The organism is Gracilibacillus thailandensis, from assembly GCF_010994055.1.
Classification (GTDB): Bacteria; Bacillota; Bacilli; order Bacillales; family Amphibacillaceae; genus Gracilibacillus; species Gracilibacillus lacisalsi.
This window is the reverse complement of the sequence record NZ_WJID01000059.1, coordinates 1-23,660: the sequence shown is the minus strand read 5'-3', so window position 1 is coordinate 23,660 and position 23,660 is coordinate 1. Positions and strand designations below refer to the sequence as shown.

The 23,660-nt window shown below is 35.0% G+C and carries 27 protein-coding genes and 4 tRNA genes; 10 read left to right on the top strand and 21 right to left on the bottom strand.

Features of this window, described 5'->3' with window-relative positions:
* The first annotated feature begins 7 nt into the window (after positions 1–7).
* The 6 genes from comGC (at position 8) to GH715_RS16395 (ending at position 2,194) form a co-directional block, all read left to right on the top strand.
* Positions 8–322 (top strand): competence type IV pilus major pilin ComGC, encoded by a 315-nt coding sequence (gene comGC, locus GH715_RS16420; RefSeq protein ID WP_153835888.1) that lies wholly within the window; start codon positions 8–10, stop codon positions 320–322.
* The gene (gene comGD / locus GH715_RS16415; protein WP_153835889.1) at positions 312–749 is read left to right on the top strand and encodes a competence type IV pilus minor pilin ComGD; all 438 of its coding nucleotides are present in this window, start codon (positions 312–314) and stop codon (positions 747–749) included. Before comGC ends, comGD begins: the two co-directional genes overlap by 11 nt.
* Positions 739–1,089, top strand: a complete 351-nt coding sequence (locus GH715_RS16410) for a type II secretion system protein (protein ID WP_153835890.1) — start codon at positions 739–741, stop codon at positions 1,087–1,089. Before comGD ends, GH715_RS16410 begins: the two co-directional genes overlap by 11 nt.
* Positions 1,040–1,489 (top strand): ComGF family competence protein, encoded by a 450-nt coding sequence (locus GH715_RS16405; protein ID WP_153835891.1) that lies wholly within the window; start codon positions 1,040–1,042, stop codon positions 1,487–1,489. The genes GH715_RS16410 and GH715_RS16405 overlap by 50 nt, the downstream gene beginning before the upstream one ends.
* Complete coding sequence (locus tag GH715_RS16400) at positions 1,446–1,811, top strand: hypothetical protein (protein ID WP_163578722.1); 366 nt, start codon at positions 1,446–1,448, stop codon at positions 1,809–1,811. The genes GH715_RS16405 and GH715_RS16400 overlap by 44 nt, the downstream gene beginning before the upstream one ends.
* A 140-nt stretch (positions 1,812–1,951) precedes the next feature.
* On the top strand, positions 1,952–2,194 hold the full coding sequence (locus tag GH715_RS16395; protein ID WP_153835893.1) for a DUF2626 domain-containing protein: 243 nt from the start codon (positions 1,952–1,954) through the stop codon (positions 2,192–2,194).
* A 41-nt stretch (positions 2,195–2,235) separates the two neighbouring features.
* On the opposite strand, the gene GH715_RS16390 is transcribed toward GH715_RS16395, so the two are convergent.
* Complete coding sequence (locus tag GH715_RS16390) at positions 2,236–2,859, bottom strand: MBL fold metallo-hydrolase (protein ID WP_153835894.1); 624 nt, start codon at positions 2,857–2,859, stop codon at positions 2,236–2,238.
* A 145-nt stretch (positions 2,860–3,004) separates the two neighbouring features.
* Here GH715_RS16390 and GH715_RS16385 point away from each other — a divergent pair, with 145 nt between their 5' ends.
* Positions 3,005–3,184, top strand: coding sequence for a DUF2759 domain-containing protein (locus GH715_RS16385; RefSeq protein WP_153835895.1), 180 nt, complete (start codon positions 3,005–3,007; stop codon positions 3,182–3,184).
* Between the two features lie 587 nt (positions 3,185–3,771).
* On the opposite strand, the gene GH715_RS16380 is transcribed toward GH715_RS16385, so the two are convergent.
* The 4 genes from GH715_RS16380 to GH715_RS16365 all read right to left on the bottom strand — a co-directional run bounded on the left by GH715_RS16380 (position 3,772) and on the right by GH715_RS16365 (position 8,573).
* Positions 3,772–5,664 (bottom strand): LTA synthase family protein, encoded by a 1,893-nt coding sequence (locus GH715_RS16380; RefSeq protein WP_153835896.1) that lies wholly within the window; start codon positions 5,662–5,664, stop codon positions 3,772–3,774.
* Between the two features lie 141 nt (positions 5,665–5,805).
* A complete protein-coding gene (locus tag GH715_RS16375) occupies positions 5,806–6,765 on the bottom strand; it encodes an ROK family glucokinase (protein WP_153835897.1) in 960 nt (319 codons plus the stop codon).
* 12 nt (positions 6,766–6,777) lie between these two features.
* On the bottom strand, positions 6,778–6,969 hold the full coding sequence (locus GH715_RS16370) for a YqgQ family protein (protein ID WP_153835898.1): 192 nt from the start codon (positions 6,967–6,969) through the stop codon (positions 6,778–6,780).
* Between the two features lie 146 nt (positions 6,970–7,115).
* A complete protein-coding gene (locus GH715_RS16365; protein ID WP_153835899.1) occupies positions 7,116–8,573 on the bottom strand; it encodes a spore germination protein in 1,458 nt (485 codons plus the stop codon).
* A 105-nt stretch (positions 8,574–8,678) separates the two neighbouring features.
* On the opposite strand from GH715_RS16365, the gene GH715_RS16360 reads away from it, so the two are divergent.
* Positions 8,679–9,542 (top strand): hypothetical protein, encoded by an 864-nt coding sequence (locus tag GH715_RS16360; RefSeq protein ID WP_153835900.1) that lies wholly within the window; start codon positions 8,679–8,681, stop codon positions 9,540–9,542.
* Between the two features lie 70 nt (positions 9,543–9,612).
* Here the strand turns inward: GH715_RS16360 and GH715_RS16355 are convergent, their stop codons facing one another.
* The 4 genes from GH715_RS16355 to rpmG all read right to left on the bottom strand — a co-directional run bounded on the left by GH715_RS16355 (position 9,613) and on the right by rpmG (position 12,285).
* Positions 9,613–11,163, bottom strand: coding sequence for a rhomboid family intramembrane serine protease (locus GH715_RS16355; protein WP_153835901.1), 1,551 nt, complete (start codon positions 11,161–11,163; stop codon positions 9,613–9,615).
* 73 nt (positions 11,164–11,236) lie between these two features.
* Positions 11,237–11,413 (bottom strand): hypothetical protein, encoded by a 177-nt coding sequence (locus GH715_RS16350; protein WP_153835902.1) that lies wholly within the window; start codon positions 11,411–11,413, stop codon positions 11,237–11,239.
* Between the two features lie 53 nt (positions 11,414–11,466).
* The gene (locus GH715_RS16345) at positions 11,467–12,045 is read right to left on the bottom strand and encodes a 5-formyltetrahydrofolate cyclo-ligase (protein WP_153835903.1); all 579 of its coding nucleotides are present in this window, start codon (positions 12,043–12,045) and stop codon (positions 11,467–11,469) included.
* Positions 12,046–12,135: 90 nt separating this feature from the next.
* Positions 12,136–12,285 (bottom strand): 50S ribosomal protein L33, encoded by a 150-nt coding sequence (gene rpmG, locus GH715_RS16340; RefSeq protein WP_018933855.1) that lies wholly within the window; start codon positions 12,283–12,285, stop codon positions 12,136–12,138.
* A gap of 242 nt (positions 12,286–12,527) precedes the next feature.
* On the opposite strand from rpmG, the gene GH715_RS16335 reads away from it, so the two are divergent.
* Complete coding sequence (locus GH715_RS16335) at positions 12,528–12,875, top strand: hypothetical protein (protein WP_153835904.1); 348 nt, start codon at positions 12,528–12,530, stop codon at positions 12,873–12,875.
* A 27-nt stretch (positions 12,876–12,902) separates the two neighbouring features.
* Positions 12,903–13,418, top strand: coding sequence for an endolytic transglycosylase MltG (locus GH715_RS16330; RefSeq protein ID WP_153835905.1), 516 nt, complete (start codon positions 12,903–12,905; stop codon positions 13,416–13,418).
* A gap of 203 nt (positions 13,419–13,621) precedes the next feature.
* Here the strand turns inward: GH715_RS16330 and phoU are convergent, their stop codons facing one another.
* From phoU to GH715_RS16270, 12 genes are all read right to left on the bottom strand, one after another.
* Positions 13,622–14,281, bottom strand: coding sequence for a phosphate signaling complex protein PhoU (gene phoU / locus GH715_RS16325; protein WP_153835924.1), 660 nt, complete (start codon positions 14,279–14,281; stop codon positions 13,622–13,624).
* 49 nt (positions 14,282–14,330) lie between these two features.
* Positions 14,331–15,164, bottom strand: coding sequence for a phosphate ABC transporter ATP-binding protein PstB (gene pstB, locus GH715_RS16320; protein ID WP_153835906.1), 834 nt, complete (start codon positions 15,162–15,164; stop codon positions 14,331–14,333).
* 50 nt (positions 15,165–15,214) lie between these two features.
* On the bottom strand, positions 15,215–16,099 hold the full coding sequence (gene pstA / locus GH715_RS16315) for a phosphate ABC transporter permease PstA (RefSeq protein WP_153835907.1): 885 nt from the start codon (positions 16,097–16,099) through the stop codon (positions 15,215–15,217).
* A complete protein-coding gene (gene pstC, locus GH715_RS16310) occupies positions 16,099–17,055 on the bottom strand; it encodes a phosphate ABC transporter permease subunit PstC (protein WP_153835908.1) in 957 nt (318 codons plus the stop codon). The genes pstA and pstC overlap by 1 nt, the downstream gene beginning before the upstream one ends.
* A gap of 104 nt (positions 17,056–17,159) precedes the next feature.
* Positions 17,160–18,191 (bottom strand): PstS family phosphate ABC transporter substrate-binding protein, encoded by a 1,032-nt coding sequence (locus GH715_RS16305; RefSeq protein WP_153835909.1) that lies wholly within the window; start codon positions 18,189–18,191, stop codon positions 17,160–17,162.
* 469 nt (positions 18,192–18,660) lie between these two features.
* Positions 18,661–20,817: a peptidoglycan D,D-transpeptidase FtsI family protein gene (locus GH715_RS16300; protein ID WP_153835910.1), complete on the bottom strand. Its 2,157-nt coding sequence runs from the start codon at positions 20,815–20,817 to the stop codon at positions 18,661–18,663.
* Between the two features lie 176 nt (positions 20,818–20,993).
* Positions 20,994–22,232, bottom strand: a complete 1,239-nt coding sequence (locus GH715_RS16295) for an MFS transporter (RefSeq protein ID WP_153835911.1) — start codon at positions 22,230–22,232, stop codon at positions 20,994–20,996.
* Positions 22,233–22,379: 147 nt separating this feature from the next.
* Positions 22,380–22,991, bottom strand: coding sequence for a superoxide dismutase SodA (gene sodA, locus GH715_RS16290; protein WP_153835912.1), 612 nt, complete (start codon positions 22,989–22,991; stop codon positions 22,380–22,382).
* 231 nt (positions 22,992–23,222) lie between these two features.
* Positions 23,223–23,298: transfer RNA gene (locus tag GH715_RS16285), tRNA-Phe, on the bottom strand.
* A 34-nt stretch (positions 23,299–23,332) separates the two neighbouring features.
* A tRNA-Ser gene (locus tag GH715_RS16280) sits at positions 23,333–23,425 on the bottom strand.
* A gap of 13 nt (positions 23,426–23,438) precedes the next feature.
* Positions 23,439–23,515: transfer RNA gene (locus GH715_RS16275), tRNA-Ile, on the bottom strand.
* Positions 23,516–23,531: 16 nt separating this feature from the next.
* Positions 23,532–23,607, bottom strand: a tRNA-His gene (locus tag GH715_RS16270).
* Between the last annotated feature and the right edge of the window lie 53 nt (positions 23,608–23,660).

The window sequence follows — 23,660 nt, the reverse complement described above, 5'->3', positions numbered from 1 at the left end:
GAAATAAATGAAAAATAATAAAGGATTTACCTTGATTGAAATGCTAATTGTCTTAGCTGTGATAAGTATCCTGTTAATTTTGTTTATTCCTAACCTAGCAAGTAAAAGTGAAAATATTAATGAACAAGGTTGTGAGGCATTGTTAACAATGGTTGAAAATCAACTGATCGCATATGAACTTGATGAAGGAAGCAAACCGGATAATCTTAGCGCTTTAGAGGGAGAGTATGTAGCCTCGTTAACTTGTGACAATGGTAATCGAATCATTGTTTATAATAATTCCAAAGATGGCTTAGAAATAGTGGATAATAATGCTTCTTAATCAAAAAGGATTCACGTTAGTAGAACTGTTGATTACCTTAGCTTTAAGTACCGTTATTCTGATTATAAGTGGTAATTATGCACTTAAAACGTATGATACACTTCAGTACAAGCAATTTATCAAACAATTTCATCAGGACATCCTTCATTTACAACAACTCGCTCTTACTCAGGATGATAACTTTTACCTTCACTTTGAACGAGAAAACCACCGATATCTTATTCGGCAAGGTGGATTCGGCACTAAATTAATCGTTCGCGATTATCCTGAAGCATGGATTGTAGAACCGAATACGCTGGAATTTCCGCTTCAATTTTCATATAAAGGAAATTTGAAAAAGCCTGGAACTATGAAAATTAAAACAAGGTTTCGAACGTATGTTATTACATGTCCATTTGGCAAAGGTAGATGTTATGATGCAGCCTAAAAATAAACAAGCACAAGCTGGCTTCTACATGTTGGAAAGCGTGCTTGCCATTATGATATTTTTCACTGCTTGCCTTACGTTAATTCCCATTCAACATCAGCTGATGATCGAGAAAAAACTGATCAGAGAAGAGGATGAAGCTACCTATTTTCTCTCAAACAAAATGCATGAAGTAATATTAGAAAATTCAAACCAAGGTACCGAAATATACCGGAATGTTATTAGTTCACCTTTAACCTTAACCATTACTTATTCAGATTCATTGATAGAAGGATGTGTCACATGGGAGAATGTTAAACAACAAAAAACACAAAAATGCCAATATGCAATACCGCAATGAAAAAGGGTATATATTGATCGAATCCTTATTGTCACTATTATTTTTGTTTCTATTACTGTCATGGTACAGTCAACTATTACTGATGTGGAGACAGGAAGATAAAGAACAATTGCCTATGGTTTACCATTTTCATCATATAATCGAAGTAGAAGCCCAAACATCCCATCAGATTACAACAAATAATAATCAGCTTTATTTTATGCAAACTAATGGTGACATAGTCACTATTTCCTTTCGCCATCAGAAAATACGTAGACAAGTAAATAGTCGTGGACATGAGGAAATATTACGAGACATACAAGACTTTAGTTTAACAGAAAGAAAAGATTATATTACTATAGAACTTACTACAGATAGTGGTGAACAAATTGAAAAGATACTACTTAAAAAAACACAGTAATGAGAAAGGATATATTTTTCCATTAACCAACTTTGTCATTTTGTTATTATTACTGCTTACATTTCATCAGATAAACCTACTTCAAAGCCAGAAAAGAATTCACCAATTAAATGAAGAACAATATAAATTAGAATGGCTCTATCAAAAAACATACGCATCTGTGCTCCAAGCGAAAGAAGATCCTCCTTATTCCTATACATTTCCGGATGGTACAATAGACGTTATAGTTACTCAAAATGGTCAGAATAGTACTATTTATCAATTTAAAATGACCACGGATACTGGTGCTTACAGACATGTAAATATTGCCATCCCTAATTAAATGTATAAAAATTCCTAATTTCAAACATATTATGAACAATTACAAATAATTTTGATTCAACCGCTTAGAATAATTTACATTTTTGTTATACTCGTATATAATATGTTTGATACATAGTGATTTAAAAAGGAGGGGGAACAATGGATCGAGTTTTCCGTATGCTTGCTTTTTGGACAGGTATATTTACAGTTATGTTTTATGTTGGTCATATGGAAACAATGGCATATCTATTCCTTGCGCAAACGATCTTTTTCCTTGGTATCGGGTACCTAAAATTGTCTGAAAGAATGTATATGTACTTATTCGCTGCTTATTGTACAGTTTTCTTTATCGGGTTTACTTTCTATACCAACTTCATTCTTGTTCCTGGATTTGGCCATTAAAGTGATAAACGCTCTGATCTTAGTAGATCAGAGCGTTTTGACTATGATTGCACAAATGGATTCGTATCTTTTTCTTTTTGAATTTGCGTTTTAGGTCCATGGCCAGGATATACGATGTATGCACCTGGTAAAGTATAAAATTGCTGTTTAATACTCTCTTCTAATTGTTCAAAACTTCCACCTGGCAAATCTGTACGTCCAATTGCTCCCGCAAACAAACTGTCTCCCCCAATAACGAATTGGTTATCATGAAAAACGAACGCTAACCCTCCTGGTGAATGTCCTGGTGTATGACGAACTTCTAAGGATATACCACCAAATTGGTACATCTTCATTTCTAGAAAATGATCAGCTTTATTTGCCTTTATTTGTCCGACACCAAAAAGTCCAGACCCGTTTAAGTTTGGATCTTCCAGCCAATCACTTTCTAATTCATGAATATACACAGGTATTTGATAATGAGTCCTTACCTGTTCTAAAGCACCAATATGATCAAAATGTGCATGGGTTAACAAAACAGCTAATGGCTCCACCTTCATTTCAGCAACTTTATCGATAATCCTGTCACCATCGCCAGCTGGATCGATGATAATTGCTTGTTTATTATATGCGACAATATAACAATTAGTTGATAATGGACCTAAAGCCATCTTTTCCACTCTCATGTTATGTATCACTCCTTTTCCTTTATGTTTTAATAGACAAATCATCCTTTTTGTTTTAAAATAAGTATGGATTAGATTTGTATACATATTATAACGTTAATAGTTCATAATGAAAATGGATTGATTGTGAGTAAGGGGGATGAAAATGGAATTAGCATTTATTATTCTTTTGGTAACGATTTTATGTGTCATTGCAGTTGTTCGTGAATTAAAATCTCAAAATATGTTTGGAGCTGCGTTTGCAGCTATTTCTGCCTTGGTTTTCGGATTTTTCTCGATCGCAACTCTATACTGGGAATTAATTCGACCATTATTCCAAAGCTAAAAACGCCTATATTTAGGCGTTTTTTTGTGTATTAAATAGAGGTTAACTGCAAATAATCCATATACTACGAAGTAACATGGATTTGCTCTCTTCCCGTACAGCATTTTGATGAGTGTTACAATACGCTACGGCAAAATACTTCGCTTTCCGTGGGCTCGGCTTCAGCTAACTTTGCAAAGAAAACCACTTTGCAAAGTGGATCTTCAGCTCTCACTGTCCCACAGGAGTCTCCGTATTTTGCCTACGCTAATAACAGTGTTCTATCCTTTTAAAGCGAAAATACTTGGAAATCTATTCCCATGTATTACTTCTTTCAAGAACCAGAACACTACGCAAGCGCAGGCATGATACGTAGACTCCTACGGGACCAGCACGTGTCGAAGACCCCGCAGACAAGCGTTCTTTGCTTGTTAAGGAGGCTGAGGCCGTGACCGTGGAAAACGAAGTATTTTGCCGTAGCGTATATAAGCACTCAGTAAAAATCAGGTGAAAGAAGTCCTCACTTCACAAATTTCCATTATTTCGCAATATGTATCAATTATAAAATATAAAGGGATGAACTGTTATCAGTTCATCCCTTTTTTTACTTACTCATTCTCATTTTCGAATTCATAGAAGCGTAATAGGTCTCCGAATATGATTTCATCTGAGTAGTTTAATTCTTTTTGTACCTGTTCTACATATGGCTGGCAAGCAGAGTCTTCACCTTCACCAGCTAATTGATTCGTGCTGTCAATTAATTCACCAGACTCACGGTCATAACATTGGTCCTTCGTATAAACATAATCTTCTGTAATAAAACTACCATCTCGAAGTGCGATAAAATCTTTTCGCTCTTCGTCAAATAAATCTGTACCAAAAGATAAATCACTACCATCATCAATACCTAATAGATTCATAATAGTCGGTTTTACATCAATTTGGCCGGCAATCTTAGAAATAACTTCTCCATCTTGCCCAGGAATGTGAACAAAGAATGGAACTCGCTGTAATTGAACATGAAGATAATCTGTATATTCATCTTCATCTAAATATTGAATCATGGCTTTCTTATGAAAATCACTAATACCGTAATGGTCACCCATTAAAATGATAATAGAGTCTTCATATAACCCTGCTTCTTTCAAATAATCAAAATATTCTTCTACAGCTTCATCCATATATCTAACTGTTTGGAAGTAATTATTTAGCGTATTCGAATTAGAATCATATGGTTCGATCGTAGCATCTTCTTCATCTAAATCAAACGGATAGTGGTTTGTTAACGTGATAAATTTAGAATAATATGGTTCTTCCATTTGCTCCAAATATTTTATCGACTGTTTAAAGAAATCCTTATCTTTTAAGCCCCACCCTACAGAGTTTTCATCTGTTACTTCATATGCATTTTCATCATAAAAATGATCATAACCAATATTGTCATACATCACATCTCGATTCCAGAAGCTTTTATTATTGGCATGAAAAACAGCTGAATTATATCCATTCTCACCAAGTATTTCAGGTAATGAATGATAATCGTTCTGAGCATGCGTAAAGTATACAGCACCTCTTGGCGAAGGGTATAATGAGTTTTCAATGATAAATTCAGAATCTGATGTTTTTCCTTGTTCAGTTTGGTGATAGAAATTTTCAAAATAGTAACTTTCATCAATCAAACTATTCAAGAATGGTGTTACTTCTTCACCGTGAAGCGTGTTATTTATGACAAAACTTTGCAAAGACTCCAAAGAAATAAAGATTACATTTTTATCTTCAGCGATACCATGTAATTCTTCATTACCGTCTGTAGTTGTTTCTTCCTTAATATAATCGGAAATTTCTGTTAATTCATTACCATCCGCAAATACTCGTTGTGCTTTCGATTTGGAATGCAACACAGCATCATAAACATGATAAGGAAATATCCCAATATTTTTGACTAAATATTCACGGTCAAACGTTCTTTGTAACAATTGAGGACGTTCTGCTTCAGCTAATGCATAGTTACCAATTAAGAAAAGAATGGATATTGCAAAAGCAATCCTCTTATATCGCTTGGTAAATGATGCGGTTAATTCTGAACCGTATTTCTTCGCCAGAACCCAAACGATAATAACATCAAAGAATAAAGCAACATCCCAGAATTTTAATAAACCTAGTACACTACTACCAAGGTCTGCTGCATTACTTCCTTGGAATAATAAAGGTATGGTTATGAAATCTGAAAAGTTACGGTAAAATACAATATTAAAATACAGTATTAAAGACCCTATAAGTATACTGTATTTAATATATTTCAATTGTCTTCTTTGATTAAATAAAATACTTAATACAAAGATAAAATAAGCAATTACAAAAGGATTAATAAACAAAATTAACTCTTGCATCATATTTTCTAATGAGATATCAAATACAAATCGATAAACGATATAAGTTTTCAATCCAAATAATAATGCTGCGATTATATACAAAGGCATTTGCAGCTTTTTACTAAACATTTCATTATCCTCCTCAAAATGATTCAACCCTATTTCTATTTTTCTATTTCTCTATTATAGACGTTAAACATCACATAAAAGTTTCATAAATCTTAAAAAAAGTTACAATTAATTTACATTATTCATATAATACTATAATTCTTAACTATTTTGTAACACTAAGTACGCACCACCATAAACACCAGCATCATTACCTAGTTGTGCGATAACAAATTCACATGCTTCATTTGTTCGTAGTAAGGTGTATTTTTCAAAAGATTCTTTTAAAGGTTCCAACAATGCGTTTCCTGCCTTTGAAACCCCACCACCAATAACAATCTTCGCAGGATTAACAGTAATGGCTACAGTAGCTAGTGTAAATCCAAGTACATCGAAAACATGTGCTAATAATGCCTTACTATCTTTGTCACCTTCAGCAGCTGTCTCGAATACGTCTTTAGTGGTAATTTCACCACTATTGTCTTTACGTCTCTTTAATGCATCAGCCTTACCTTCCGCAATTAATTCTTCGGCTTGTCTAACAATCCCTGTTGCAGAAGTTACTGTTTCCAGACAGCCATTTCTCCCACAATTACAAGATGCACCATCTTTTTCAACAGTTATATGACCAATTTCAGCACCAGTACCATTCGCACCACTTACAATCTGTCCGTTTGCAATGATACCTCCCCCGACACCAGTACCTAATGTCACTGCTAACATATTTTCTACTTGGTTGCCTGAACCTTTCCAGTTCTCACCTAATGCCGCGATATTAGCATCATTGTCGACATACACGTTTAAGCCAGATAGTTCTTCCAGAATATCTTTCAAATGAAAATTTTTCCAGCCGATATTTACTGCTATAGCTACTTTTCCCGTTTCCGGCTCAATGAAACCAGGAGCACCTACCCCCAATCCCGCACAACGTTCTTTCGTTAAATTTAATTCAGAAAGTTTACTTTCGATAGATAACCAGATATCCTTTGGCACATTTTCCCCTTGGTTAACCAAATCTGTTGGTATTTCCCATTTCGTAATCAGTTCGCCCTGATTGGTAATAATCGCATTTTTTACTGTAGTCCCTCCAATATCAATGCCAATAAGTACATCCTTCTCCATTTTTTCCACCCTTTATTTTATTTTTTCTTTTTCTTTTGTGATGATGATTTTTCCTTGAAGAAATTGCTCTTTTGTGATCATCTTCACTTGAAACAGTTCGTTAATTTCTTCTTCCATAAGTTCTAAGTCAGCTAAACGATCACCTATATAGATGATCGTTCCAAATTTTAATAATAATTTTCTTAAATCATAGATACTATCCATTCGATATCACCTAAAATATTATAACAAAGTCAAATCTAAAAAGGAATAAAAAACTTTTTATTATGGTGCTAATCGACTGTAACCCCTCCCTTTAAGCTTTAAAGACACAAGTTTAAAGGGAGTTAACAGACGCAATTTTCTTTTATTTATTGTCGATCAGGATCTTGTGGATTTAGAAAGGATGGTCGTTTGTGATCATTTGGAACTGGCTGACGAATTAAAACATGAAGAAAAGCTTTTCCATCAAAGGGCATAAACGGCCAGAAATAACCAATATAAAATGTCTTCAAGTTTGCCAGATATAATATATAGCACGTTATTCCTATAATAAATCCTTTCAAACCAAAAATTGCCGTAATGATGAGTAGAAAAATTCTTGTGACACGGTTAGCTAGGCTTAATTCATAACTTGGAGTTGCAAAAGTACCCATGACTACCGCTGCAACATATAATACGACTTCATTAGAAAACCATCCTACTTCCACTGCTATCTGGCCAATTATAATAGCAGATACTAATCCTAATGCTGTAGCAAGAGAAGATGGTGTATGTATGGCAGCCATCCTCAATACATCAATTCCGATTTCAGCTACTAAAAATTGAGCTATTAATGGTATTAATCCTACGTCTTTCGGTCCAATAAACGCTAATTCTTCAGGAAGTAATCCCATCTCAGTTGACAATAAATAATAGAACGGTAATAAAAATATAGATGCAAATATAGCAATAAAACGTGCCATTCGTAAATAAACACCAATAAGTGGTTTCTGACGATATTCTTCTGCATGTTGTAAATGATGCCAAAATGTTGCTGGTGTAATCATAATACTTGGAGAACCATCGATGATAACTAAAATATGTCCTTCATATAAATGTTCAGAAGCTGTATCTGGCCGTTCCGTATATCTAATGGTCGGGTATGGACTCCACATTTTACCACTTAAATATTCTTCAATCGTCTTCTCGGCCATTGGCAAACCATCCGTATCTATCCTATCAAGATGTTGCTTTAACTTTTCCACCCTTCTTGGATCAGCAATATCCTCTAAATAACAAATACAGATATCTGTCTTTGATCTGCGACCTATCGACGTATATTCCATTCTTAATGATCGATCTCTTACCTTCCTTCTGGTTAAAGCAGTGTTGAAAACAATGGTTTCCACATATCCATCTCTGGAACCTCTAACAACCCTTTCCAGATCCGGTTCTTCAGGTCCTCTGACAGGATATGTTCTTGCATCGATCATGATAATACGATCCAAGCCTTCAACTACTAGTGCCGTTGGACCTGCCAATACCTGTTCGGCAGCCTTATTTAAATCTTTTTCCACATCAATTTCTACATAGGGAATATTACGTTTTATCAGTTTTTCCAGTGTGTTCTCTTCAAGATCCCCTTCTTCTAACTCTGCTAAAAAACGCATTAAATAATGTAGCATTTCATCTTTCACTAAACCATCAATTAAAAACAAGGCCATTTTTTTCCCTGCATATTCTACATCTAAGTGAATGAGATCAAAGCTTTTGTCTACCTCTAAATAATCATGTATATATTGAACATTTTGATCATAGTTATGATACAAACGTTTCTCTTGGTCCATGCTTATCCCTCTTTCTACATCACATTTTATCTATAGTCTTCTCTATATGAGCTGTTTAATGCGGGATAATTTGGGACAAGTTGAAATCCATAAAAGAGGGATATCATGATAAAATCGAGAAAAGTACATATCATTACATGCTTACTAATGATGTTGGCTATGATACTTCTATTATTAACACAACGTTCAACCGAAGAAACTATTAAGTATTTTCCACCTGATTCCTCTATTTCATTTTCATCTAATCATACAAATTTAAAACTGTTGACAGAAACAGGGAATGATCAATACAAGGTAAAGTGGACGGCGAGTAGCAGTTTAGAAAAAGAAATATACCTTAGACAAGACATTTCACTATTGTATATGGATGGGCGCCTTAAAGGAATGAAAGGTTTATGGAAGGAATCTGCAAAAGATATTAAGTTAGAAGAAGTTTTTGAAGAGAGTGATAGCAGTCATTTTCAAGCGATCAGTTTCCATCATGGAGAAATACATTATCCGAATGATGAAATCAAAAGTATTCAACAAATGTCTGATGATCATTTATATGTAATCGACTCACCTCATACAGCATTGGAATCTTTTAAAGCACCTGATTCACACGTACAACAGGAGTGGAAAGAAACCATTGATAATACTACGTCCCAACAGCTACATTTTGCATGGAAAGAATGGATAGCTACAGCCAAAATTGACGTCAATAATTATCATTTATACCCTTTAACAAGCATTATTCAATTTCAAGAACAACCTATTAATGGATTAACACAAGAACAAACAGATCGAATTGTAGGACAACTTTGGGAAGGATTATATAAAAATTATATTTTACCAATTGCTAATCAAGCCAAAACCAACCAACAAATCATGCCTCTTGTTTTAATTGATAAAAACAATGATCACTTAATTGTACTTTTTATGGATGATACAAATAAACTCGAAACACTATATCAACAATTATCTGTATAAGAAAAACTGAGCAATTTAACACCGTCATTGCGCTGATTTTATACTTTCCATAGAACTAAAGAGCAGAAAATTAATTTTCTGCTCTTTTCAATTCCTCGTATAATGTTTGATAACTACTTTCTTCATTGTTCAAATCTAACAATTTCTCCGCAGCTTGTAATGCTTTATCGTATTCATTTTCCTGTTGGTACAGCAAAGCTAAATTGTACCACGCTTCTTCAAAATCTGGTCTATGTTGCACTGCGGTTTCTAAGTCGCTTTTTGCTATATCAAATGACTCTAAATAAATGTTAGCAAAGGCACGATAAAAGCGTAACTCTGCTTCTAACTCTTTAGCATATGGCAAGGTACTACTCACTATCTCCGTAACTTCCTCATATTGTTCCTCTTCTATCAATTGCTGAATACGGTGAATTTGTAATGTTTCGTCATACTGTACATCCTCATTCGTTAATCCAAATGCCAAAAGACCAAACACATAAAAAACATAGACCACAACGGCGATAAGCTGTTGCATAAATGCTTTTGTCTTTGGTAGCATGACGATACCGGAAGCAATAAATCCTCCAATTAACCCACCAATGTGGGCACCATTGTCGACCTGTGGCACACTAAAACCAAAAATAATATTTAAAATGACAATAAAGATGACATTTGTTCCCATTGTCTTGAAGAAAACTTTAGGATTTTTTAAACCAAAGTAAAGAAGCGCCCCAAATAAACCGAATAGTGCCCCGGAAGCCCCGGCAGCAATACTTGGGTTTAGCGCAAAACTAGCCATTCCACCAGCAATACCTGCAAGGAAATATATAATAACAAATCGAATATTTCCATAAATTCTTTCTACTAGCGTTCCGATAAAGTATAAAGCAAGCATATTCAAAGCCAAATGAAATATTCCAATATGTAAAAACATCGACGTAATAATACGCCACCATTCGCCTTCCATCATAGCTACATTGTACTTGGCACCAAACTGAATGAGTGTTTCAGGATTTACTGATCCTCCTCTATACTCCAACAGTAAAAAAATAATTATATTAATCGCTAATATAAGGTAGGAAAGGCGCGGTTTTCCTCGATTAAAAAGAGCTAGGATTGCTTTTTCTTCATTTTTTTGTATCTTTTGAATTTTTTGTTTTAATGTTTCTGTTTGATACTCTAATTCAAAAAGATTGTCAGGTATCGAAAAAGCTAATGAGCGGTGTAAATGAGCTTTCTGAAAAAAATGCGCTAACACTTCATCTCGATCTTTAGCACACAGATAAACAAATGAATGATCAATTTTATTAACGGCCGATTCTCTGTTCATAAGATTACTCCAACTATCGACAGGTTCATATTCAACGATAAAAACATGATGAAATGAAAGGCTTTGTTTAAATAGCGGGAGTTGAATATTTTGTAAAACATTTTTCTCAACTTGTTGTACAGATGCTTCTACTTCCCTATTCCAATCATACTGCTTTAATGATACCCTCACGATATCTACATTTCTTTTATTTGTCTTCCATAACAAATATTCCTCTTGATTAGAGGAAACTGTTAAGAGTTCGAATTCCTCTTGTTCCATTAAATGAAGCACGAGTTTATTTTGAATAAATTGATTCTTGATAAACATGTCTACACCCACCTTATCACTATTCCAATCATACCATGAATAATAGCAGTTAGAATAACAATAAGGTATAGCGCTATTTAAACATGGAACCTATCATCTTATTACGAATATACGGTATATTCATGGCTAGTCGTACACCCCATTTTCGTAGCAATGGTACATTTATTACTAACCTTGAGATACTGTTACGAAATAGATATACAGTTGTTCCAATTGCCGCCAAAAAGAAAAAAACTTTTGATACTTTCATACATATTCACTCCTATTGTCTTGTTATCAAAAGTTTTTTCTTTTTTTACATTATTATGTATGTTTACAGTAAATTTTACCGAAGTTTGATATAAGCATATCGACTGGCTTATCATGCTTTTCACCATATATCGTATCGACAATCTGAAAATCTGCAGCAAGCGATACAGTATCACCTGTGAAATCTTGTAAATAACGATCATAAAAACCACCACCATACCCAATTCGTAAACCATTCTTACTAAATGCTATACCTGGTACAATCATCAGATCTATATTGTCTTTTTCAATAATGGAAACATCGGATGTGAGAGGTTCCCATATGGCAGCCCAAACTTTTTTTAACCGATCACCAGATTGATAGTGATGAAATGACATGGAATAGTCTTGAGGATTAGATTTTGGGATTGCAATCCTCTTACCTTGTTGCCATGCTTTATGGATTAATTGTTCAGTGTCCCACTCCAATCCTTTTGAAATCGTTATACCGATCGTCTGAGCTTGATTCCATACATCTGTCTGTATTAATTTCGTATGGATAGATCGTTCGATTAACTGCCTATTCACTATTTGCTGCCATTGCTTTAATATCTTTTTTCGTTGTTGTTCTTTTACCAAAGATAATTTGTCCATTCATAAGCACCCCCTATACATGAACTATTTGGTATATCTATATAAGAAAAACTCCTACCAATCGTGGTAAGAGTTTCTCCGTTCATTTGATTATTTTGTTTCACGATGTAACGTGTGTCGTTTCAAGCGTGGGCTATATTTTTTAAGCTCTAAACGCTCTGGATGTTTACGTTTATTTTTAGTCGTAATATAATTACGGTCACCTGTTTCAGTACAAGCTAAAGTAATATTAACGCGCATGGTTTTCCCTCCAAACTAAATCATACATCATTCTTTTCAATATCGAATCATTACCTAAAATATAATAGCAAAAACCGGCGATAATTTCAAGTATATGTTTTATTGTATTCTTAAATATGGTATAACTATATATGTAGATAAGGTGAGACTTCTATTCAGTGAGGGTATACTCTCACTAATAATTAGCCGAACTTAACATGGATTTAGCGTCCGGAATAATGGTCAAAATTAGGAGGAAAGTTATGTTATATGCAATTATAGCTACAGTAATTATTATAGCCGTGATATTATGGATTGTATCGTTTTTTATGCAAGATAAATTTAAACAACTAGAAGATCAATTTGAGCAATTCTCGATTTCATCTTTGCAAGAAACGTATCAATTAAAAAAGAAAATTAATATTCTGGAAGAAGAGTTATTAATTGATGATTTATCAGTAGAGCAAACAATCAGTCCTGCAAGTACTCAACAAACACCAATGGTAAGAAGGGTGCAAGAATTATATCAGCAAGGACATGATACATATTACATAGCAGAACAACTAAATATTAATGAGTATGACGTCATTTCAATGATTAAACAATTTTAAACTAGCCTAAAAGAATGAGGGATAACTTTGAAACAAATCATTAGAGCCTTTTCTCTTGGATTATTTGTTGCGGCTGTCGTAATCGGAGTTACATATTATGTAGAGAAACCGGAACAAGCTCAATCTACTTCTCCACCTACAATTGATGATTCTATTAAACAAGTAGAAAATGATGGGTATTATGTATATGAAGAAGATTTAGAGTCAAAGGTAAGTCAATTAGAGCAAGAAATAGTAGAATTACAGGAAGATAGGAATAGTAAACTAGAAGAACCAACAGCTGACTTAGATCAACAAACAGAAGAATCTGAAGCGGAAGAAGAAGGCGAAGAAATAACAATTACGATAGAATCAGGTATGACCATGCCAGAAATCATAGCATTACTAGATGAGAATGAACTAATTGCTGATGAAGATGCATTTCTTTCCTATTTGGAAGAAAATGAGTTGAGTCGATTTATTCAAATCGGAGAATTTAATCTGCATCGTGGAATGTCGGTGGAAGAATTAACGAACACATTAACCAGACAAACAGAGGAGTAGATATATATCTACTCCTCTCTTTCTTCAAAAAACAACAAAATATAAACTTTGGAGACGCATAGCTCCTAGCGCCCATAAACTAGGCGACTTCACGAATCACCCGTGATAAGCCATCATCGATTCGTAAACTTACCCGTGATTCCTTTATCTTAGTTGATTATGAAGTCGCTACGTTGCTAACCGGGCGCTTTTCTGATGTTATTTTAGTTGTTTAAGTCTAATGATTCACCTTTTACTAGGTACATGACGTCTTCACCAATATTTGTTGCATGATCGCCAATGCGTTCTACGTATCTGCCGCTGAATGCCATTTGCATGATATGCTGAATTTTTTGAGGATTTGTTGCTGTTTCTTCTAATAATTCACGTAACATAGTGGAATACATATTATCAACAACATCATCCAATTCTGCCAGTTTCCTTGCTAAAGTAATATCTTCATTTTCATATGACAAAATGGCTAAATCGATCATTTCTACTGCCATTAATTTCATTTCCTGAATAGAAGAATGTACTTCAATACCATGATTCTCACCTAAATGAATAGTTGATTTAGCCACATTTTTTGCGTTATCAGCCATTCGCTCTAGATCATTGGAAATTCGAAGTGCAACAACTAATCTACGTAAATCTGTTGCAACAGGTTGTTGTCTTGCAATTAATACAATCGCTTCTTCATTAATTTTCCTGTCTAACTGATCAAGCTCTTTATCACTTTGAATGATTTGTTCTGCTTGTGAAACATCTGCTCGATATAACGCATCTATTGCGCAATTAAGTTGATCTTTTGTTCGTTTAGCTAATTCAATGATTAGTTCTTCTACATGTTGCAACTCACCTTGGAAAGCCTCTCTACCTACCATCATGTACTCCCTTTCCTATCAATTTCTTGTAAAATAAATATTCAGCTTATTAACCAAAACGACCAGTGATATAATCTTCCGTACGTTTATCTTTTGGATTTGAAAAAAGTTGATCTGTTTCCGAAAACTCCACTACTTCACCATTTAACATAAAAACAGTTCTATCAGAAATTCTTGCTGCTTGTTGCATATTGTGAGTAACTATGATTATTGTATAATTTTGCTTTAATTCCTTAATTAATTCTTCAATTTTTAATGTGGAAATAGGGTCTAAAGCTGATGTAGGTTCATCCATTAGAATAACATCTGGTTCTATCGCTAAACAGCGAGCTATACAAATTCTTTGCTGTTGACCTCCTGAAAGTCCATATGCGTTCTCGTTTAAACGATCTTTCACTTCATCCCAAATAGCTGCTCCGCGTAAACTTTTTTCCACAATCTCATCTAATAATGCTTTCTTTTTAATACCGTGAATTTTTGGTCCGTACGCTACATTCTCATAAATAGATTTCGGAAAAGGGTTAGGCTTTTGAAAAACCATTCCTACTCGTGTTCGCAAGTCTTCTACATTCATCGATTTATCTAAAATATTGTTTCCTTTATAGGCAATTGAACCTGTAGTACTTACACCTGGTACAAGTTCAACCATACGATTTAATGTTTTAATATAGGTAGATTTACCGCAACCTGAGGGTCCGATAATTGCTGTAACTTCATTTTCTTTCATTTCCAAATTAATATCTTTAAGTGCATGGTTTTCAGAATACCATAAGTTTAAATTTTTTGTATCGTAAACAACACGCTTTTGTGTTGTATTATTTTCAGTAGTTGTATGATTTTTACTTACTTCGATCTGAACTTTATTGTCAGTAGCCATACTCATTTTTCCACTCCTTAACTATGGTCTTGTTGAATGATTGAAGCTAATAGCTGTTAGTATCTCTGTTGGAACTTATTCCGAATGATAATCGCAACTGAATTCAAAATAAATAAGATTAGCAATAATACAATGATCGTCGCTGCAGCTAAGTTTGCATACTCAGCAACTAATGATGCATCAATTGTCCAATAATATATTTGCATTGGTAGTGCAGTAAATGTATCAAATAGACCGCCTGGAAAAGGAATCAATAATGCCGGGATCCCCAATACGGTTAAAGGGGCAGTTTCTCCAATTGCACGCGAAAGTGATAGAATCGATCCGGTTAATATACTAGGTATAGCAGCGGGTAAAATGATTCTTCGAATGGTCTGCCATTTGGTAGCACCCATACCATAAGAAGCCTCAGATAGATGACCTGGAACTGCTCTTAATGCTTCCTGAGCAGATACAATAAGAATCGGTAATACTAGTAAAGCTAAAGTTAAACCACCGGCTAATACCACATTCCCAAAATCCATCAGGCGGACAAACACTGTTAAACCTAATAAACCATAAACGATCGAAGGTACACCAGCTAGATTAGAAATATTCGTCTCGATAAATGATCGAATAATACCTTTTTTAGAATATAACTCCAGGTAAATTGCTGTACCAACTCCGATAATGAGTGTAACTGGAATAACAACTAACATCACCCATACGGTACCGAGAATGGCTCCCATAATACCTGCTCTATCAGCATTTGTTGATAGTCGTCCAGTGATGAAATCAAGGTCGATCCAGGCTACCCCTTGAAATAATACTCGAGCAATCAATACAACAAGTACTACTAGTCCAAATAATGTAGAGAGGAAAAATATCGACTTCCAAATACTATTTTTTCGCACACGAGCGTTCATTTTGTTATTTTCGTGTAATGCTTCTAAGTTTTCCATTAATATTCCTCCCTAAATTTACGAGAGATGTATTTCGCAAGCAAATTCATAATTAGCGTAAATGCAAATAGAGTTAATGCAACTGCATATAAACTGTAATATAAAGTTGAACCTGCAGGAGCTTCCCCACCAGAAACTTCCACGATATATGCTGTCATTGTTTGCATAGATTGTGTCAAATCAAATGTAAAATTTTTCGAACTACCACTTGCAATTGTTACTATCATCGTTTCTCCAATTGCTCTTGAAATAGCTAATACAAAGGACGCCATTATTCCAGAAAAAGCTGCTGGAATAACAACTTTAATAGTTGTTTCTAACTTAGTTGTTCCCATCGCAAGAGATCCTTCACGAATTCCATTAGGAACAGATGTCATGGCATCTTCAGATAGGGATGCAATCATTGGAATGATCATAACCCCCATTACAATTCCAGGACTTAAAATATTGGTAGCCTCAACTTGTGGCCAAATACTGCGAATTAAAGGAGTTACAAATGTGAATGCAAAAAAACCATAAACAATTGTTGGAATACCTGCCAATACTTCTAACAATGGCTTTAATATTCTTCTCACCTTATCTGAAGCATATTCACTTAAATAAATAGCTGACATAATACCAATTGGGCCTGCAACAAGGATTGCAATAAGAGACGAAAAAATAGTCCCATTCAACAAAGGTAAAATTCCAAATTCAGGATTTTGGCTAAGTGGTTTTAATTCCGTTCCTGTAAAGAAATCTAATATCGGAATTTCCATAAAGAAATGTACTGCTTGGCTGATTAGTGTATATAAAATTCCGATTGTTGTCAGAACCGTAATTGATGCGAGCAAGAAAAGAGTGGCAGGAACTAACTTTTCCATATAATTGTTTATACTTTTCTTTTTCTTGTTTTCAGCAATCAATTCACTGACATTAACAGCACTGTTTAAATTCGATCCGCTGCTTTTTGCCATTTCTTGGAGCACTCCTTCTTAAACTCACAATAAGATGAGGGCACAGAAGCCCCCATCTTATTGAAGCCATTATATTGAAATTACGTTTTAATACTGATCCATAATTATTGGATAGCTTGAACTTCCTCTAGTAATGCTTGTTGTTCCTCATCTGGAATTGGTGCAAATCCAGTTTCACCAGCAAAATCATTCATGCTTTCAACTACATATTCTGCATAGTCATGAACTTCAGGTTTTTCTTTTGCATGATCAACATTTAAATAAGTGAATACTGGACGAGTATAGTCTGCATATGGACCTTCTTCTCCGATTGTTTCAAGAGATGGAACAACTGCGCCATCACCAAAATCAATACCTACAGCTTTTACTTGATCTTGGTTATTGTCATAGTATCCAAAACCAAAGTAACCAATAGCATTTTTATCTTCTGAAACTAGCGTTACTAAAGTAGAATATTCTTGTTGTAAGTCAATAGTATCTACTAAATCTTGTTCTCCTAAAATTTCTTCATAGAAGAATTCATACGTACCATGATTCTCGTTAGGGCCATAAGTTTGAATTTCTTCGTCTGGCCAAGAAGAGTCAATTTCAGACCATTTTGTTACATTTCCTAAGAAAATATCTTCAATCTGTTCTGCAGTAAGTTCTTCTGCCCAGTCGTTCTCAGGGTTAATTACAATTGTTAAACCGTCTAATGCAACCTTGATTTCCATTACTTCCATTCCAAGTTCATCTGCTTTAGCTTGTTCTTCATCTTTAATTGGACGAGAAGCATCATTGAAATCTGTACCATCTTCAACTAAAAACTTTTCGAAGCCTGCACTACTACCTGCACGACCTACTTCAACTGATACATTTGGTTGTTCATTAAGCATATACTCTTCTGCTAATCTAGACATTAATGGGTACACAGTACCTGAACCATCGATTGCAACAGTTCCTTCTAATTCATCTGAAGCTTCTGTTTCTTCTTCATTAGAAGTTTCTTCTGTTTCTTCCGCTCCATCCTCTGTTTCACTTGCATTTGCTTCTTCACCGTTGTCTGTTTCTTCTTCTGAATCACTTCCACATGCAGCTAATAGCCCAATTGTAAGTACAGCTATTAAAGCTAACAACATGATTTTGAACTTGCTCATTTTGTTTCCCCCTATATAGACGATGTGATTTAGAAGCTTGTCAATTAAGCTTCTATTACATCATAACTCACAACTATTAATCTACTATTAATTAATTGTAAAGAGATTGTAAATTCGACATTTTTATTGAAATTGAGACGAAAGGATAATAGAGGTCAGTAGCTTGAAGATTTAAAGGATAACCTATTACCTTCTTTGTATTTCTAGCAGATACCCTATGCTTATAGTAAACAACGCAATTTATATTTGTTCAAAGGAATTTTACTTGAATTTACTAAGATTGTGATTGGAGATTGTTTTTTATTTGTATGTTACTTTTTAGTTGTTCCTTCGGTCCTCGAAACTATCATCTCATTTAATTTGATTAAAAACCCATAAGAAAAATTATATGTTCACTCAGAAACTAGGTGTTCTGGAATGTGCTCCTATACATAGAAAAACCGGAACTAGATTACTAGTTCCGGTTTTTTTATTCATCCTCTTGTTCATCATTTTCTAATTGTTCTTGTTTTTCTTCGTCACTTTTTTCTTTAAATTCATAGTAAGTCTCGATAATCCTACTACCTATAGCATGATGAACGTTATGTCTGGCACTGTTTGTTCCATTTTCAGGAACGATAACTGCGAAAGCAACCTCTGGATTTTCAGCTGGACTGTAACCAACTAATGATAAATTATGAGTCTCATCTACTTGTACCCATTCACCGTTGACATAATCAAACTTTGGTCGCTGAGCTGTACCTGTTTTTCCGGCTACTTCGTAAGGGGAGTTAAGCCATTCAGTTGTTCTAGCAGTACCATCGGTAAATACACGTCTAAAGCCAGTTTGTACTCGTTCTATATATTTATCATCCATATCAACACGATTTAACACTTCTGGACTAAAGGATTCAATCACTTTACCCGGTGTACCATTTTCATTACCAGGTTCTCGGATTTCCTTAACGAGACGCGGCTTCATTCTATAGCCATCGTTAGCAATCGTGGAAACATATTGTGCCAACTGTAACGTGGTGTACGTATCATATTGTCCGATAGATAAGTGAATCAAGTTCCCCTCATCAGGGTTAGTACCAGTTACACCAGTTGCTTCAAATGGCAAATCAATACCAGTCTTTACACCTAAACCAAATTGACTGTAATAATTTCTCATTGTGCCAAAAGCACTATCATCAAAATTGTATATCGGTTCATTATAACGGTAGGTCGCTCCTGCAATTTTCAATGCAATTCTCCCCATATAAACGTTGGAAGAGTCTTGAAGAGCTTTTATATCAGAAATACTTGGTCCTAAGTCTCTATGTGATCTAAAAGCTGGTGTCGACTTAATTTTTATAACTCCATCAGCCAAATGCGTGCCGATATCAATCACACCTTCTTGGTATCCAGCCAAAATAGTCGCACCTTTAATGGTAGACCCAGGTTCATGTGCATCATAAATGGTTCTGTACGCCTGGTTTAAGTATTCATCCTCATCCTCATCATAACGAAATCCCGACATAGCTAATATATCACCTGTTTGTGGGTTCATCACAACTGCTAAAGCATCTTTCAAATAGCCAGTATTGTTATAAGGATTATTAATGGCAGTACGAAGCTCTTCTTCTACTATTTTGTCAACCGCTGCCTGAAACTCCATATCTACTGAAAGAATAAGGTCTTTGCCTCTTTGACCTTCGACAACAACTTCAGAATTGACCACATTTCCACTCGTGTCTGTTGTATACTGAACTTTTTCTTTTCTTCCTCTAAGTACGTGCTCATATTGTTCTTCTAAACCACTTGTTCCTACACGATCGTTCCAAGTATAACCATTGGATAAATAATAATCGCTATTCTCACGAGGTATCCCTTCATCAGATGTAGTTAAGTTTCCAATGAACGAACTTAACGTTCCCTCATAGAGTCGTTCTCTATCCCAATCTATGACTGCATCTATTCCTGGTAAATCATGTAAGTGTTCTGACACTTTGGCATATTCCTCATCTGTTAGGCCTTCATTGACTACCACATGTGGAGATAATTCGTAGGCTGCATCCAATTCTTTCTTAATCGCAATAACATTCTTTACTTCTGATGTCCAATCAATTTCGTCTAAATGTTTTTGCGTAATGGCGTCAAGTTCAGCCTGATATTGCTCACCAGTATCAAGATTTTCTCTTTCTTCATCTGATAGAAGGTCAATAACTTCTTTTCTATTTTTTATATACCAGTATTCTTTCTTGTCTCGTTCTCGAACTGCGTCATCTAGCTCTTTTTCATCTTTTATTATTGTGATATATTTCGCTAACTCCTCAGCTAATTTAAGTCGAGCTTCAGCAGATTCACCATTTTTTGGAGGTGTATAGGTGATCGATTTGACCGCTTTATTATCTAAAATCATATCAAAATCGCTGTCATACATTTTACCTCTTGGTACTGCTTTTTCAGAGGGAGTATTCTCTGTTTGATTAATCTGCCGTTGTGCTTCCTCCCCGTTAAGTATCTGAACAACGCCTAGTTGAACAATCAACAGTGAAAACACAAGAAATACACTTAAAAACAATATATTTAATCGAAAAGGCAGTTGCGCTTTTTTCTTTTTTGATTTATCCTTCTTTTTTTTAAAATTAAGATGCTGGTTCATCCTCATTCCCCCTAATGACAAACATCCCATATATTATAACATGATATCCACACCTTTACTATCGATTTAAGAGTATAAAATGAGAATGACAGCAGTAGCGCTTGCTCACGCTGTATCTTATTAGGAATCAGCCGACCTACCTCGCCCTCATAACTTCTTTGAAACATGTAAGTGTGTTACGTACCGTTAACACCTCGATAAATGGATGAATCTGTTTTGTGCACAAAATAATAAGCAAATAAATTACCTCCACCAATCGACAATAAAAGAATCGGTATCATAATTTTTGGCTCAACAAAGGAGACACTGACAATAAAAATCAGTATCGCAGAGACCCTGCCAACATTTACAAATAGCTCCCTTATAATGATATATTCTATCCTTAGATCTTTTGCTCCTCTTGCCTTACCAATGATATCGTACGTTAGCGATATAAAAGGAACATTATAAAGTGGGTACGCAATCCCTACAATGATCCCATAAACAAGCAACATCCCATAACCTGTCTGAAAAACAAATAGACCAACAGCTACATACAATAGAAATCCACCAAGTAAGATCGCATGTTTTCGATATTCTACCTTTAATATCTTCGTTACCAGATAATAACTAATAAATGAACATAAAGAAAGGGTTAAATTGAAACCGCCTAATGCAAATTCACTGTTCGTTGCAATGTATACCCAAATAGCCACAACAAATATAAATAAACCTTCTCTCAACCCTTGAAAAATATGTGCATATAAAATATTGCGCCAGTTTCGATTGGATTTTCTCTCCAATGCAACCTGTTTAAAAAAGAATTTTCCCGTAGCTTTTCTTTTCTTTAGAAAGAACGAACATACTACTGCAATTAAAAATAAAAAAAAGGATATAAAGAAAATCAAACTATATCCTTGGAAATTATCCAGCCTTGTGATTATATAACCTGCTGAGATTGGACCGATCATACCACCTAGTGATTGTAACGTACCTAGAATTCCGTTAAAAAAATCTCTTGTCTCAGGCTCTGTAACTTCGAAGGTTAACACATTAAATGCTAACCAGTAAAAACCATAACCTATCCCTAGGATCGCACCTAATAAATAAGGAAAACGTGAAGCATTGTCACCTGCTAATAGTACAGTCACATAGAAAATGGATAAAAAAATAACTCCTGTTCTAATAATAATGGTTCTATCCACTTTCTTTGCAAACTTTCCAGCAACAACAAACGAAATTGGTTGCAGGATATAAACAAACAAATTATAGATAGCTATATCAATGTAATCCCCGGATTGTTTCCATAAAAAGATATTAACAAAAGTGTTGGATAAGAAGGTGGCTATTGCGTATAAGCCACCAATTGTTAATAATAACTTTAAATCTTTACTATTCGGCATTGTTTTTTTCGTTCTTTTGACGGTTTCGCTCATCATTTACACCTCACTACAATCTAACCTTTATTTTGGTCTAGAAAGTAGCAGATATACATTTAATAAACTGAAGAATATTTTATCAACTATATTTACTCAAAAAAAGGACTATGGTATTAAACCATAGCCCCTATGTGCTTTATTTAATTATTTCGCATCATTATATAAGCTAGCTACTTTATCCCAATCCACTACATTCCAAAATGCAGCAATATAGTCAGGACGTCTGTTTTGATATTTGAGATAGTATGCATGCTCCCAAACATCTAAGCCTAAAATCGGTGTTTTACCTTCAGAAATAGGAGTATCTTGGTTAGGTGTACTAGTAATTTCGAGGTTACCATTGTTTACAACTAGCCATGCCCAACCTGAACCAAATCGGCCAGCACCAGCTGCAGCAAATTCTTCTTTAAACTTGTCAAAGCTTCCAAATGTAGAATTAATGGCATCTGCTAATTCTCCTGTTGGCTCACCGCCACCATTTGGTGAAAGCAATGTCCAGAACAAGCTATGGTTAGCATGTCCGCCACCATTGTTTCTTACGGCAGTACGGATGTTTTCCGGAACAGTATCAAGGTTTGCTAAGATCTCTTCGACAGATTTGTTTGCTAAATCATCATGACCTTCAAGTGCAGCATTTAATTTGGTTACATAAGTATTGTGGTGTTTTGTGTGATGAATGTTCATTGTCTCCTTATCAATATGCGGTTCTAATGCATCATATCCATAAGGTAAATCTGGTAAAGTAAAGTTTGCCATGTTTCATTCCTCCTATTTTTTAATTAGAAAGTATAAAATTCCTTCTACGACAAATGGTATCAAAACAATAAAATAAAAAGCAAATATTTAGCATTTAAATTGGAAATGTTGACCATACACCATTTCAGGAAATATTAGATAAATAATCTTGGTACGTTCTTAGTTTTTCATTAAGTCGAATTTTATGATTTTTACATACAAAAAAACAAGCTTTTATTTAGCTTGTTGAAATGGTGGCTCGGGACGGAATCGAACCGCCGACACACGGATTTTCAGTCCGTTGCTCTACCGACTGAGCTACCGAGCCAAACGATATGTTGTTTTTCTACAAAGATTATGTATGGCGGAGGAGGAGGGATTCGAACCCCCGCGGGCCGTGAAGCCCCTGGCGGTTTTCAAGACCGCTCCCTTCAGCCGGACTTGGGTACTCCTCCGCGATTGAGAAAATGGTGGACCCTGCAGGATTCGAACCTGCGACCGATCGGTTATGAGCCGATAGCTCTAACCAACTGAGCTAAGGGTCCTTTTTTTCTAAAAATATGGGGCGACCGGTGGGGATCGAACCCACGAATGTCGGAACCACAATCCGATGTGTTAACCACTTCACCACGATCGCCATTGTTACTTTTAATAGCGGCGGAGGGAATCGAACCCCCGACCTCACGGGTA

Bases quoted from the DNA above. Each gene is read 5' to 3' on its own strand.
- GH715_RS16350 (WP_153835902.1), bottom strand. From the start codon at position 11,413: ATGAAAGTATCAAAAGTTTTTTTCTTTTTGGCGGCAATTGGAACAACT.
- GH715_RS16395 (WP_153835893.1), top strand. From the start codon at position 1,952: ATGGATCGAGTTTTCCGTATGCTTGCTTTTTGGACAGGTATATTTACA.
- GH715_RS16375 (WP_153835897.1), bottom strand. From the start codon at position 6,765: ATGGAGAAGGATGTACTTATTGGCATTGATATTGGAGGGACTACAGTA.
- GH715_RS16370 (WP_153835898.1), bottom strand. From the start codon at position 6,969: ATGGATAGTATCTATGATTTAAGAAAATTATTATTAAAATTTGGAACG.
- sodA (WP_153835912.1), bottom strand. From the start codon at position 22,991: ATGGCAAACTTTACTTTACCAGATTTACCTTATGGATATGATGCATTA.
- rpmG (WP_018933855.1), bottom strand. From the start codon at position 12,285: ATGCGCGTTAATATTACTTTAGCTTGTACTGAAACAGGTGACCGTAAT.
- GH715_RS16410 (WP_153835890.1), top strand. From the start codon at position 739: ATGCAGCCTAAAAATAAACAAGCACAAGCTGGCTTCTACATGTTGGAA.
- GH715_RS16295 (WP_153835911.1), bottom strand. From the start codon at position 22,232: ATGAGCGAAACCGTCAAAAGAACGAAAAAAACAATGCCGAATAGTAAA.
- GH715_RS16305 (WP_153835909.1), bottom strand. From the start codon at position 18,191: ATGAGCAAGTTCAAAATCATGTTGTTAGCTTTAATAGCTGTACTTACA.
- phoU (WP_153835924.1), bottom strand. From the start codon at position 14,281: ATGGTAGGTAGAGAGGCTTTCCAAGGTGAGTTGCAACATGTAGAAGAA.
- GH715_RS16360 (WP_153835900.1), top strand. From the start codon at position 8,679: ATGATAAAATCGAGAAAAGTACATATCATTACATGCTTACTAATGATG.
- pstB (WP_153835906.1), bottom strand. From the start codon at position 15,164: ATGAGTATGGCTACTGACAATAAAGTTCAGATCGAAGTAAGTAAAAAT.
- pstC (WP_153835908.1), bottom strand. From the start codon at position 17,055: ATGGCAAAAAGCAGCGGATCGAATTTAAACAGTGCTGTTAATGTCAGT.
- GH715_RS16390 (WP_153835894.1), bottom strand. From the start codon at position 2,859: ATGAGAGTGGAAAAGATGGCTTTAGGTCCATTATCAACTAATTGTTAT.
- GH715_RS16365 (WP_153835899.1), bottom strand. From the start codon at position 8,573: ATGGACCAAGAGAAACGTTTGTATCATAACTATGATCAAAATGTTCAA.
- comGC (WP_153835888.1), top strand. From the start codon at position 8: ATGAAAAATAATAAAGGATTTACCTTGATTGAAATGCTAATTGTCTTA.
- GH715_RS16300 (WP_153835910.1), bottom strand. From the start codon at position 20,817: ATGAACCAGCATCTTAATTTTAAAAAAAAGAAGGATAAATCAAAAAAG.
- GH715_RS16385 (WP_153835895.1), top strand. From the start codon at position 3,005: ATGGAATTAGCATTTATTATTCTTTTGGTAACGATTTTATGTGTCATT.
- GH715_RS16335 (WP_153835904.1), top strand. From the start codon at position 12,528: ATGTTATATGCAATTATAGCTACAGTAATTATTATAGCCGTGATATTA.
- pstA (WP_153835907.1), bottom strand. From the start codon at position 16,099: ATGGAAAACTTAGAAGCATTACACGAAAATAACAAAATGAACGCTCGT.
- comGD (WP_153835889.1), top strand. From the start codon at position 312: ATGCTTCTTAATCAAAAAGGATTCACGTTAGTAGAACTGTTGATTACC.
- GH715_RS16380 (WP_153835896.1), bottom strand. From the start codon at position 5,664: ATGTTTAGTAAAAAGCTGCAAATGCCTTTGTATATAATCGCAGCATTA.
- GH715_RS16405 (WP_153835891.1), top strand. From the start codon at position 1,040: ATGTTAAACAACAAAAAACACAAAAATGCCAATATGCAATACCGCAAT.
- GH715_RS16345 (WP_153835903.1), bottom strand. From the start codon at position 12,045: ATGGACAAATTATCTTTGGTAAAAGAACAACAACGAAAAAAGATATTA.
- GH715_RS16355 (WP_153835901.1), bottom strand. From the start codon at position 11,163: ATGTTTATCAAGAATCAATTTATTCAAAATAAACTCGTGCTTCATTTA.